At 47.2% G+C, this 11,277-nt stretch carries 14 protein-coding genes and 1 other annotated feature (1 of these 15 cut by a window edge); all 14 genes read right to left on the bottom strand.

Annotated features, from left to right (window positions below):
• A protein-coding gene (locus ACEN86_RS05995; protein WP_495633422.1) for a LysM peptidoglycan-binding domain-containing protein crosses the window boundary here: on the bottom strand, positions 1 to 128 show its beginning. The gene continues 1,435 nt to the left of window position 1, outside the view; only the first 128 of its 1,563 coding nucleotides appear in the window; it begins with the start codon at positions 126 to 128; its stop codon lies beyond the left edge, outside the window.
• A 169-nt stretch (positions 129 to 297) separates the two neighbouring features.
• Positions 298 to 1,179: a branched-chain-amino-acid transaminase gene (gene ilvE / locus ACEN86_RS05990; protein ID WP_495633421.1), complete on the bottom strand. Its 882-nt coding sequence runs from the start codon at positions 1,177 to 1,179 to the stop codon at positions 298 to 300.
• Positions 1,180 to 1,184: 5 nt separating this feature from the next.
• A complete protein-coding gene (pheA, locus tag ACEN86_RS05985) occupies positions 1,185 to 2,069 on the bottom strand; it encodes a prephenate dehydratase (RefSeq protein WP_495633420.1) in 885 nt (294 codons plus the stop codon).
• 5 nt (positions 2,070 to 2,074) lie between these two features.
• Positions 2,075 to 3,043: a homoserine kinase gene (thrB, locus tag ACEN86_RS05980; RefSeq protein ID WP_495633419.1), complete on the bottom strand. Its 969-nt coding sequence runs from the start codon at positions 3,041 to 3,043 to the stop codon at positions 2,075 to 2,077.
• A gap of 24 nt (positions 3,044 to 3,067) precedes the next feature.
• Positions 3,068 to 4,351: a homoserine dehydrogenase gene (locus tag ACEN86_RS05975; protein ID WP_495633418.1), complete on the bottom strand. Its 1,284-nt coding sequence runs from the start codon at positions 4,349 to 4,351 to the stop codon at positions 3,068 to 3,070.
• 43 nt (positions 4,352 to 4,394) lie between these two features.
• Complete coding sequence (locus tag ACEN86_RS05970; protein WP_495633417.1) at positions 4,395 to 4,832, bottom strand: ACT domain-containing protein; 438 nt, start codon at positions 4,830 to 4,832, stop codon at positions 4,395 to 4,397.
• A gap of 141 nt (positions 4,833 to 4,973) precedes the next feature.
• Complete coding sequence (obgE, locus tag ACEN86_RS05965) at positions 4,974 to 6,287, bottom strand: GTPase ObgE (RefSeq protein WP_495633416.1); 1,314 nt, start codon at positions 6,285 to 6,287, stop codon at positions 4,974 to 4,976.
• 21 nt (positions 6,288 to 6,308) lie between these two features.
• Positions 6,309 to 7,043, bottom strand: coding sequence for a Spo0B domain-containing protein (locus tag ACEN86_RS05960; protein WP_495633415.1), 735 nt, complete (start codon positions 7,041 to 7,043; stop codon positions 6,309 to 6,311).
• 127 nt (positions 7,044 to 7,170) lie between these two features.
• Complete coding sequence (gene rpmA, locus ACEN86_RS05955) at positions 7,171 to 7,482, bottom strand: 50S ribosomal protein L27 (protein WP_127201018.1); 312 nt, start codon at positions 7,480 to 7,482, stop codon at positions 7,171 to 7,173.
• An 18-nt stretch (positions 7,483 to 7,500) separates the two neighbouring features.
• Entirely contained in the window at positions 7,501 to 7,833 is a 333-nt protein-coding gene (locus ACEN86_RS05950; protein WP_495633414.1) for a ribosomal-processing cysteine protease Prp, read from the bottom strand.
• A 13-nt stretch (positions 7,834 to 7,846) separates the two neighbouring features.
• Positions 7,847 to 8,158 (bottom strand): 50S ribosomal protein L21, encoded by a 312-nt coding sequence (gene rplU / locus ACEN86_RS05945; protein WP_127201016.1) that lies wholly within the window; start codon positions 8,156 to 8,158, stop codon positions 7,847 to 7,849.
• 13 nt (positions 8,159 to 8,171) lie between these two features.
• Positions 8,172 to 8,249: a sequence feature (ribosomal protein L21 leader region), on the bottom strand.
• A gap of 81 nt (positions 8,250 to 8,330) precedes the next feature.
• Positions 8,331 to 9,560: an Rne/Rng family ribonuclease gene (locus ACEN86_RS05940; protein WP_495633413.1), complete on the bottom strand. Its 1,230-nt coding sequence runs from the start codon at positions 9,558 to 9,560 to the stop codon at positions 8,331 to 8,333.
• A 62-nt stretch (positions 9,561 to 9,622) separates the two neighbouring features.
• Entirely contained in the window at positions 9,623 to 10,477 is an 855-nt protein-coding gene (locus tag ACEN86_RS05935; protein WP_495633412.1) for a M50 family metallopeptidase, read from the bottom strand.
• Positions 10,470 to 11,255, bottom strand: coding sequence for a peptidoglycan DD-metalloendopeptidase family protein (locus ACEN86_RS05930; RefSeq protein WP_495633411.1), 786 nt, complete (start codon positions 11,253 to 11,255; stop codon positions 10,470 to 10,472). Before ACEN86_RS05930 ends, ACEN86_RS05935 begins: the two co-directional genes overlap by 8 nt.
• Positions 11,256 to 11,277 lie beyond the last annotated feature (22 nt).

Genomic DNA, 11,277 nt, shown 5'->3' with positions numbered 1-11,277 from the left:
TCACCGACATTTAATTGATCCGGATTAGTAATCTGCGGATTGGCATCCAAAAGCTTTTGCAGCGGCACGGCATACTTGTTGGATAAGTTATACAGTGTATCTCCCTGTTGCACGATGTGTAGTTTCACGCGACAAAGACCTCCTAAAATTCTTCTTAGGGCCGTGATATTCGCCCGTTGCCCATTTAATACATCCTATGCAGGAGCCCGGGTTTTGACATCCAGGAAAATAAAAAAATTCCTCTCTACCCTACTAAGGATAGAAAGGAACTCCACTTCAACTATATTGATCGCAAGGTTACTCCCAAACTTTAAGCCCGTCCTGATCGACAATACTTCTAAATTCATCAAGCAGACGAAGAGTTATCGGCCCTGCTTGGCCTTCACCGATAATACGGCCATCGACTTCGCGGACCGCAATAACTTCAGCAGCCGTTCCTGTGAGGAACACCTCGTCAGCTATATATACATCATGAAGTGTGAAAGGCTCTTCCTTTAGCTTATATCCAATCCGTTCGCAGATCTCAATGATTGCCTGACGCGTAATACCTTCAAGCGCGCCGAGGTAACAAGGCGGGGTAGTGATAACTCCTCTTTTTACAATAAAAATATTATCGCCTGAGCCCTCAGTCACATAGCCCTGTGCATTCATCATGATCGCTTCGCCAGCTCCAGCCAGGTTAGATTGGATCTTCACCAAAATATTGTTCAAATAATTCAGTGATTTGATCTTAGGGTTAAGAGCATCAGGAATATTACGCCGTGTTGATACAGATACCGTCTTGAGGCCTGTCTTGTAGGCTTCTTCTGAATAAATTGCCAGCTGTTCAGCAATGATGATAACGGAAGCTTTGGGACAACGATTAGGGTCTAGACCCAAATTCCCCACTCCACGGGATACCACGAGCCGAATATAGCCATCGCGCAGTTCATTGCGGCGAAGAGTCTCTACAAGGGCTGCTTCCATTTCATGATAAGACAATGGGATATTCAATTGTATGGATTTGGCGGAATCGTATAGACGATCTAAGTGCTCTTTGCATTTAAAAATATTACCGTTATAGATACGGATTCCTTCAAAAATACCGTCCCCATACAAAAAACCGTGATCAAATACCGAGACTTTCGCTCCCTCTTTGGTAACAAATTCTCCATCAAGGTATATCCATTGCTCTGCCATCAGTTCTACACCTCCGTCATTTTGGGCTCATAAGAGTAGCTTAAATAAGAACCAAGAATCCGAACCTGGCAGCCCAGTGCCTCAATCTCGGCTATAGCCGCGGGAAGAAGCACAGAATCCAAGTTGTGGAGTACATCAATATAGAAATAATAATTCCCAAGCTTCTTCTTGGTGGGTCTGGACTCAATTCGTGACAAGTTCAATTTCCGCCATGAAAAGGCTGAAAGCACCTGATGAAGCGCGCCGGGAAAGTCAGAAGGCAGAGTAACCAGGATACTGGTCTTATCTTCTCCAGAAGGCTTCAGTTCGCCAAGCTTAGCAGGCCCAATCAACACGAACCGGGTATAGTTGTTGTCGTGATCGGTTACTTTTTCAACAAGGACATCAAGGCCATGCCTCTTAGCACCGAGAATAGTTCCAATAGCAAGCCAGCCCTTGTCCGGATTGTTCTTAACGATCTCTATCGCCTCTGAAGTACTTGGGGCATTCTCAAGCTCTGCCTGAGGCATATGTGAGCGAATGAACTGCTGACATTGAGCCATAGCGACAGGGTGGGAAATGACTTTGGTTACTTTTGAAAGATCCAGCTTTCCATCCGGAGACAATAGCTCCCGTTTTCTTCCAATCAAATTCTGTATGGAAGGATACACCCATTCTGCCTGCATAGGAATGTCAACTTCATGTACAAGCCAGTCCATATGAAGGGAAACTGAGCCTTCTATAGTATTCTCAATAGGAATCACACTATAGTCCGTGTTCCCGTTAGCTGTCGATAAGAACACATCTGAAATTTGTTTGTAATGCGCCAACTCTACAGCTTCATCACCAAATAAGTGAAGGGCTGCTTCATGTGATACTGTACCATCAGGCAATAAGGCAATTCTTTTCATTTGCTTCAATCCCCTTTAACGATATCCAAGAAAGAGCGCGGGTCTGTAACTTCATCTATGCGGATTACACCCTCACGGCTTGGCTCAAGCCATAGTGTTCTAGCGGTGATTCCATGTTCATTCAGAACTCCCAGAAGGAATTCCTCTAACCCTTGTCCTGTTCCTTCACGCTTGTCAATAAGTGCAAGCAGCGTAGGCCCGGCTCCACTTAAGGCTGCTCCAAGAGCCCCGTGGTTAGATGCCTCATCCAGAATTCTGGACATTCCCGGAATCAGCGAGGCACGGTAGGGCTGGTGAACTCGATCTTTCATAGCAGCAGAGATGAGATCAAGTCGATCTGCAGCAAAAGCCGCGGTTAGCAGGGACGATCTGCTGATATTATATACCGCGTCGGTTAAGGATACTTGCTGTGGCAGCACATCCCTGGCTTTAGACGTAGACAACTGAAAATCAGGAATTGCTACCAGGACTCCCAAGTTCGAGGAGGGTTCAATTCTAATATAATCGGCATGTTCGCCATCCCAAGAAGCTGCGATAATCCCCCCAAACAAAGATGCCCCCACATTATCGGGGTGCTTCTCCAGAGCAGTCGCCATATCAAACAGCTTAGACGAAGTTAATGGAGCTCCGATCAATTCATTGGCTGCGACAAGCGCACCTACAATTGCCGAGGCGCTGCTTCCAAGTCCCCTTGTCAGAGGAATCTCCGAATACATGGAAATTTCAAGTTCAGGAACCGAAACACCGGCTTCCGCAAAAACCGACTGAGCAACTTGATAAATCAGGTTGCTCTTGTCTACTGGAATCCCCTTCATCTCATCTCCATAGAGATGGAATGCAGTCTGGTCAACAGCTTTCATCTCAATCCATGCATATAACGATAATGCCATACCTAAAGTGTCAAATCCCGGTCCCAAATTCGCAGTACTGGCCGGAATTCTCACCCTAACCCTATTTGATTGCGAAGAACTCATGCCTAAACCCCTTTGTAATAAAAATTATCCTTCAACACGATATACACTTTTGATTCGGCGGATAACATCCAGGGATTCAAAATGCTGGAGCACTTTATTCATGCTCGCTTGGCTTGCGTCATGAGTTACAATCATGATTTCCGCATCCGTATGCTCATTCGGGGATTGAACTACCGATTCTAGGCTGACGTCATACTCGGCAAAGACTTGAGTAATTTGAGCAAGCACCCCTGCTTTATCCTCAACATGCAAAAGTAAAAAGTTCTTATAAGAGATTTCCTCATCGCTCTTCAGCTTCTTTGGTTTGTAAGGAACAATCGCTTTCAGCCCATTAACACCCAGCTTCAGGTTCTTGACTACTGCAACCAGATCGGCAACTACGGAAGTAGCCGTCGGCATTTCACCCGCACCCGCACCATAGAACATCGTCTCCCCAACAGCCTCACCATACACGTATACGGCATTGAATACTCCATTAACGGAAGCAATCGGATGTGATTTCTTAACCATGGTAGGCTGTACACTAATGCTGAACTGATCATCCTGTCTATCTGCAATACCTAGAAGCTTCATCTCGTAACCGAGCTGTTTGGCATACTGGATATCTTCCTTGGATACACTTGATATCCCACGAACGCTAACGTCACTGAGTTCAACATTAGTCCGGAAGCCCAGCGTTCCGAGAATAGCCATTTTGCGTGCCGCGTCCAAGCCTTCCACGTCGGAAGTGGGATCGGATTCCGCATAACCCAGCTCCTGCGCTTCCTTGAGAACATCCTCATAAGAAGCACCTTCCTGGCTCATTTTCGTCAAAATAAAGTTGGTTGTCCCATTCACTATTCCCATGATCTTCATAATACGGTCCGACGAGAAGCCTTCAATAAGGGTACGGATAATTGGAATCCCGCCAGCCACACTGGCTTCATAGAACACATCACACTGCTTTTCCTGTGCTTTTGCCAAAATCTCAGAGCCATGCAGCGCCATAAGATCCTTGTTAGCTGTTACGATATGTTTGCCGCGTTCAAGTGCCTCAAGAATATATTCCTTCGTTCCGTCAATCCCGCCCATGACCTCAACAATGACATCAATTTCTGGATCACGAATGACATCAAGCGGGTTATCAGTCAGTTTGCTGGAATCAATGGCGATATTTCTCGCCTTATCCATACTTCTAACAGCCACCTTCTCGATTACTATTGGTGACCCCACCTGACTGCTCAAATCCTCCTGATGTCCTTCAACAATACGGACCACACCCGTTCCTACAGTACCCAGCCCCAACAATCCAACTTTAACAGGTTTCACCCGCATCTCCTCCTAGTTCCTAACGAATTATTATGGTCTCAATCTAACCTTGACCGATGACATGAACACGGCTTACTCCGGGAGTTCCCTGGAGAGTTACCGTTAATTCATCAAGCTCCTCAGTCAGACGTGAGGTTTCTACCGAAATAACGACATTTGCTCTTCCCTGAAGCGGGATACTTTGGTTAATGGTAAGTACATTGCCGCCAAAACCGGCAATCAGGGCAAGCACTTCCGACAATCTGCCGGAACGATGCTCCAAATCAAATGAGATCGTCGCAATCCGCTCTCTCTCCAGATGATTAAGTACATGGATACCATCCTTATATTTGTAAAAAGCACTTCGGCTGATCCCCACCTGCTCCACAGCCTCATGCACGGTCTTCACTTCACCACCTGCCAAGAGCTGCTTCACCTGCAGGGTCTTGACTACGGCTTCTGGAAGAATGTCCTCCCGAACCAAGAAATAACGTTCTTTCACAAACGTCCTCCTTAAAAAGACTGTTGTTCACCTATAGTGGACATTATATAGGAAACCTTTTCTTCGGGCAATAGATTTTAGTCTGATTCTAATAAAAGTGCCGTCTGCTGTCCTAGAACTTAAGACAACAGACGGCAAGTATTAATAGTAGTAACTGCTGCCTTCTACAAACTCGAATTCGAAATCTCCAATTCGGACGATGGTACCATCCTCAGCTCCCCGCTTACGCAGTTCATCATCGATGCCCATGTGGCGCATCGTTCTGGCAAGCTTGAGAATAGCCTCATGGCTGTTCAGCTGCATCCGCTTCATCATTCGCTCAATCGCAGGACTTTCCACCACAAAGGCCTCATTCTCACGCTTGATGACAAAGCTTTCATCTTCTTTCTTGTCGAGCTTGTAAATTTTGCGTTCATTCACTTCGGTTACCTCTTCAATTGCCGGTGCCTCTGGAATCGAATCCAGCAAGTCTGCCGCCCGGTACAGAAGTTCCTGAACCCCTTCTCTTGTCAGAGAAGAAATCGGGAGAATCTCAAGATCCGGACGAACCTCGGCAACTTTGGCCCGGAAGGACTCCAGGTGCTCCGCAGCCTCAGGCATGTCCATCTTGTTCGCCGCTACGATTTGGGGACGATTCTCCAAATCCACATTGTACAGCTTCAATTCTTCATTGATTTTCTGCCAATCCTCGAACGGATCACGCCCTTCGGAACCAGCCATATCCACTACATGTATAATAACGCGCGTACGTTCGACATGCCGCAGGAACTCGTGTCCGAGACCCACACCCTCATGTGCACCTTCAATTAGACCAGGCAAGTCGGCCATGACAAAGCTTCTTCCCTCGCCTACATCCACTACACCCAAATTCGGGGTTATCGTTGTAAAATGATATGCGCCTATCTTCGGTTTCGCCGCAGAGACCACGGACAGTAAAGTTGACTTACCTACACTAGGAAATCCCACCAGACCTACGTCCGCCATCACTTTGAGTTCAAGAATAATGTATCTTTCCTGGCCTTCTTCACCGTTCTCGGCAAGTTCAGGAGCCGGATTGTTCGGTGTAGCGAAGCGAATATTCCCGCGGCCTCCACGTCCACCACGAGCTACAACGACCTGCTGACCATCCCGGGTTAAATCTGCTAATACTTCCTGAGTGTCTTCATCTATAATCACCGTACCCGGTGGTATACGAACGATCATATCATCAGCACCAGCGCCGTGCTGGCTCTTATTCCGGCCCTTTTCCCCGCGCTGGGCTTTGAAGTGACGTTGGTACCGGAAATCCATCAGTGTACGCAGGCCCTCATCGACCCGGAAAATCACGTCTCCGCCCCGGCCTCCGTCCCCACCAGCAGGTCCACCATTCGGTACATACTTCTCACGCCGGAAGGAGACGATTCCATCTCCACCATCGCCGCCTTTTACATATATCTTCGCTTTATCTACAAACATAATTTCACCTCATTATATAGTTCAACATGGTATACGCAGTTCAAATGAGGCTTGCAGCGGTTCAGTCTGTTCTGCTCTAACCCGCTTGCCCTGAACCGTCTCTTCGATTCTCTGTCTAAGTATTTCAGCGTTACCATAGTCCCCATCCTGCTCAAACATAACGACAATTTCTTGATTCTCTGTAAAAATAGACATCCTGAGCTCTAACACTTCTCCCCATGAAGAGCGTCCTGCAAATTGAAAGGCACGCACCGTATCCATGATGGCTTCGGTCAGTTCTTCCGCTTGCCCAGCATCAAGCAGGCCGCTGAGCTGCAGCCCTTCCTCAATTTCAACATCCAGATGTACAGACCTGTTAACCTCACGGAACGACTGCAGATAGAATACCAACGACGGAATGCCTAATTTGGATATACTGCTCTCGTTATTCATCCGTTCCTTTATTCTTTCCACACAGTGGACGAGTTTATCATGCTTTCCAAGCTGAATATAACCGTATAGAATTTGCAAATCATTCATCCAGTCATGACGATGATGTCCCAGTGTAGCTGTGGCTGTTCGCTGAAATGAATCAAGCAGCCTCTTTGTCTCTTGCTCCTTCTGACGCTTCATATACTGAAAATAGATCAGACCTATGAGGAACGACCATAAGCAAGCTATAAGATGCAAAATGAAAGAATGAGCAAAATATACCGCGATCAAAGGTACTAAAGCCAACATAAGAGCTGCTATAGGAGCAGATTTACGATATTTCATAATTCTCCATTCCTTTTCCGGAGGTGACATCATTAACCAGTATATCACAAAAGAATTGGCGCCGTCCTAGTCGGATATTAACTGCAAAAAAGCCCCCGGCATAACTGCCGGGGGCTTAATCAAATTCTTACGCTTCAACTGCAGCCGCTACCGGAGCGACTTGGGCAGGGTAGACGCTCACTTTTTTGCGATCGCGACCCCAACGTTCGAATTTCACTACACCATCAACTTTTGCGAAGAGAGTGTCGTCTTTACCGATTCCTACGTTGTTACCAGGGTGAATCTTCGTACCGCGTTGGCGAACGAGGATGCTACCACCTGTAACTGTTTGGCCGTCAGCACGTTTCACACCAAGACGTTTCGCTTCACTATCGCGTCCGTTCTTTGTGGAACCTACACCCTTCTTGGATGCAAATAACTGGAGATCCAATTTCAACATTGTTGTCTACCTCCTTCTTTAAATATTGACATTCTTTATCTTAATATACTTGTCGTATGACTGTTCGATACTCTTCAGCATAACCACCAGGGATGATAACAAAAGCTGAGCCTGATCATATGCAGGAGACTGGCTGGAACTCGGGAGAGCTGCGCTCAGAAAGCCGTTCTTCATTTCCGATTCCATAACGATACCGGTAAGTTCCTCAATCGAGTTGACTGTACCTACTGTGACGGCAGAGACGCCTGCACATACAATATCTTCACCGGCCTTGGCATAATTCGCATGGCCTTCCACTTTGAATCCTTGAATAGCGCTGCCGTTACGGCGCAATATGGAGACGATAATCAATTACCGCACCTTCTTACGCTTGGATTTTCTCGATGGTCACTTTCGTGTATGGTTGACGATGACCTTGCTTCTTACGGTAGTTCTTCTTAGCTTTGTATTTGAATACAACCACTTTCTCGCCTTTGCCGTGTTTCTCAACTTTCGCTGTTACACTTGCACCGGATACGAGTGGAGCTCCTGCTACCAAGCCGTCACCTTTAGAAACTGCCAAAACACGATCGAAAGTAACACTCTCGCCGTCACCAGCATTCAATTTCTCGATGTAAAGAACATCTCCTTCTTGAACACGGTATTGTTTGCCACCTGTTTCAATAATTGCGTACATTTATCTGCACCTCCTCATTTCTCAGACTCGCCTGATTCAGGTGATGCCGAAGGCATTCTTACTAACCCGATCGGAGCGGTTACAGCATGTGCAGAAGAGTTCACTTAAGACACATACTAAATTATAATAGCACGGGTACTCACCAAAATCAACTCTATCTTTCTAGTTTATATTACCGCTTCAGTCTGCCTGTTCCTTGACATGCATTACAAATATCTAAATGAGCCCCGCTGCCCTCACGCATTTTCTTACGGGTCAGCTCAAGCAGACCTAACTTGGTCCAGCCGAGAATATGGTGCTGTGTCCGGTCAGGTCTCATCTTCAGCTCCAGCATATGAAGTACACTGTTGCGGTTCTCTTCAATCTCCATGTCGATAAAATCAATAATGACAATTCCCCCGGTATCCCGAAGTCGCAGCAGTCTCGCTATCTCAGCAGCAGCCTCCAGATTCGTCTGAAAGACGGTATCTTCCAGGTTATCTGTACCCGTGAACTTGCCCGTATTCACATCAATGACAGTCAGAGCTTCAGTGCGGTCCCAGATCAGATACCCGCCACCCGGCAGCCAAATCTTTCTCTGAAAGTCCTTGTTAAGCTGAGATTGAATGCCATAAGCTTCAAAGATGGGCTTGTCATCCTTATATTCATGCACTTTCGGGAGTTCCCCTTGGAGCATCCCTTCCAGAAAAGCTGCCGCCTCTTCCGCCTGCTTCTTGTTATCAAGAATCAGTTCCCCGGTATGCGGAATGTATACATCTCTCATTAACCTCTGGACCATGCTCAAATCCTGATGCAGAAGAGCGGGAGCTTGTACTTCATGAGCTCGTCTGAGAATCGCCTTCCACGCGGCCCGTAACAACTGCAAATCTTCCTCGATAGCTGAAGCCGCCTCATTCTCCGCTACAGTCCTAATGATCAGGCCCTCTTCTTCCTGGCGAAATTCCTCCCCCAGTTGTTTGAGGCGATTCCTTTCACTTTCCCTCTCAATCCGCTTGGATACGGCCACATACCCGGAGATAGGCATATACACGATCCAGCGTCCAGGCAGTGAATAATGGGTAGTTACCCTGGCACCTTTTGTGCCTAGTGCATCTTTTACAACTTGAACAATAAGTTCTTGTCCAACCTTGAGAAGCTCTGTAATGGAAGGCTTGAGCTTCGGCTGTTTCTCCAAATGAGGATGCAGAACATCATCAATGTAAAGGAAAGCATTCTTTTTCTGTCCAATATCCACAAAGGCTGCCTGCATACCTGGAATGACATTAATAACGCGCCCCTTAAACAGGCTGCCTACCAAGCCGCTTTCTTCAGCACGCTCTACCGCGAACTCCACAAGTCTCCCTTGTTCGAGCAATGCCATCTGTGTAGAGCCCGGCTCACAGCGCACGATCATCTGCTTCATGTACTCACCCCTGCCTACGCTCTGCCGATCTGTTGTCATCAAATTATACCATGGAACCAGGCTCAGTGATTGGATCTCCCCGTCAAATAGGAAGCAATAATCTTCTGCTCCGGTATAACCGCCATAATCTGTCCATCATGGTTCATCACATAGATGAAATGATATTTCTCTCGTCTAAATAGACGCAGGATCCGGTCCAAAGGTTTCGAGGTGTCCGCAATTATAGGCTGTACAAGGCTGCCTTGGATCAAGTGCTGTGAGAACGATTTGTCCCTGTTCATTAAGAAACGGAGAAATCGGTAATGAACATTCCGGTAATCGGTCATATTGGAGTATAGGAGAAAGCTTCCGATCAGCAGTAAATTAAGCTGAAGGGCACCGCCCATAAGCCAAGGACCCACGGCGTAGATAATAACCAGCATACTGAACAGTACACTCACCCGAGTGCACCAAAGAATAGTCGAATGATAAGGCAAGGACAAGCTGCATAAAGCCTGACTAATCTTCCCGCCATCGAGGGGCAGGATAGGCAGCAAATTGAACAAGGCAATTAGCATGTTGCATTGTATAAAATAACCCGGAAAAGCTCCCTCCCATACTCCGTTCTGATGCAGCAGCAGCGTAATTCCGATAAGAATCAGGTTTTGAAAAGGACCCGCAAGCGCGATCACAATCTCCTTACCAGCTGTAAGGTTGCCGGTGTCCTCCATAACGGCATTGCCGCCAAAGGGGAGCATGGTGACGGAAACTACGGGAATTCCGAACGATCTTGCAGCGGCCACATGGCCAAGCTCATGAATGAAGACAATACCAAACAGGGCAATCAGCTCGAGAAACCGGCCTGTGAGGACCGAGGCAAGCATTACCACAACAAACAAGGGGTGAACGGAGAACTGGATACCTGCCAATCTAATCAAAAGGCACCAATTCAGACGGATCCATATAGCGACCGTCCTTTTTCAAAGCAAAATACAGAGCTTTCGGCTTACCTGCCTCAGAGCTTCTCAAGCTTCCTATTTCTTCTCCTCCCTCAATCCAGTCCCCCTGCTGGACATTGGCTGTGCTTAAATGCCCGTATATCGAGTAGTAACCTCCCGAATGCTGAATTTGCACGGTCAGTCCGGTGTTCACGTCTTGAGAAACCTCGGTTACACGCCCCGTCTCCACGCTTTTCACCTGCGTCTCCCCAGAACTCAGGCTTTTGGCAGACGGGAGCACCTCAATACCTTTTAAATTCAAAGCAAACGGCAAAGTGACCGTGCCATCTATAGGAGCGGAGAATATAGTTTGGCTCTGAACTTTCTGTCCCTTGTCCTTACTTTGTCCAAAAATAGGAATGAAGGAAGGCGCTCCGCCAAAATGCTCTTCGTACCAGACCTGTGCGGCTCCAAAATCACTCTCCTCCGTAAGCGCCTTGGCTACGAAATGACGGATCGGAAGCGACCATTCAGGCTGATAGCGATAGATGCCCCATAACGCTCCGAATATTATGCTGCTAACCAAGGCACGCATAAAGAACATTTTCCAAAAGGAGGACGATTTATAGTTATTCCTGTTCTGTTTCCATATGAGCTCCGGATCAGGCTCCTGAAGATCAGGGAAGCTTGTACGGTTAGGTCCGTGATCCAGCGGCGCGTCTATTATCCCCCTGATCCGCTCTTCTTTGCGCTTGTTCACACTTGACTTCAAGTCCATAGCGCTACTCCCCTTTGCTGCT

Source organism: Paenibacillus sp. Paensp111 (assembly GCF_059492195.1).
Note: the sequence above shows the minus strand (reverse complement) of the source record. Positions and strands in the feature narration are given on the sequence as shown.

Bases quoted from the DNA above. Each gene is read 5' to 3' on its own strand.
- rpmA (WP_127201018.1), bottom strand. From the start codon at position 7,482: ATGTTGAAATTGGATCTCCAGTTATTTGCATCCAAGAAGGGTGTAGGT.
- ACEN86_RS05930 (WP_495633411.1), bottom strand. From the start codon at position 11,255: ATGGACTTGAAGTCAAGTGTGAACAAGCGCAAAGAAGAGCGGATCAGG.
- obgE (WP_495633416.1), bottom strand. From the start codon at position 6,287: ATGTTTGTAGATAAAGCGAAGATATATGTAAAAGGCGGCGATGGTGGA.
- rplU (WP_127201016.1), bottom strand. From the start codon at position 8,158: ATGTACGCAATTATTGAAACAGGTGGCAAACAATACCGTGTTCAAGAA.
- pheA (WP_495633420.1), bottom strand. From the start codon at position 2,069: ATGAAAAGAATTGCCTTATTGCCTGATGGTACAGTATCACATGAAGCA.
- ACEN86_RS05940 (WP_495633413.1), bottom strand. From the start codon at position 9,560: ATGAAGCAGATGATCGTGCGCTGTGAGCCGGGCTCTACACAGATGGCA.
- ACEN86_RS05960 (WP_495633415.1), bottom strand. From the start codon at position 7,043: ATGAAATATCGTAAATCTGCTCCTATAGCAGCTCTTATGTTGGCTTTA.
- thrB (WP_495633419.1), bottom strand. From the start codon at position 3,043: ATGAGTTCTTCGCAATCAAATAGGGTTAGGGTGAGAATTCCGGCCAGT.
- ilvE (WP_495633421.1), bottom strand. From the start codon at position 1,179: ATGGCAGAGCAATGGATATACCTTGATGGAGAATTTGTTACCAAAGAG.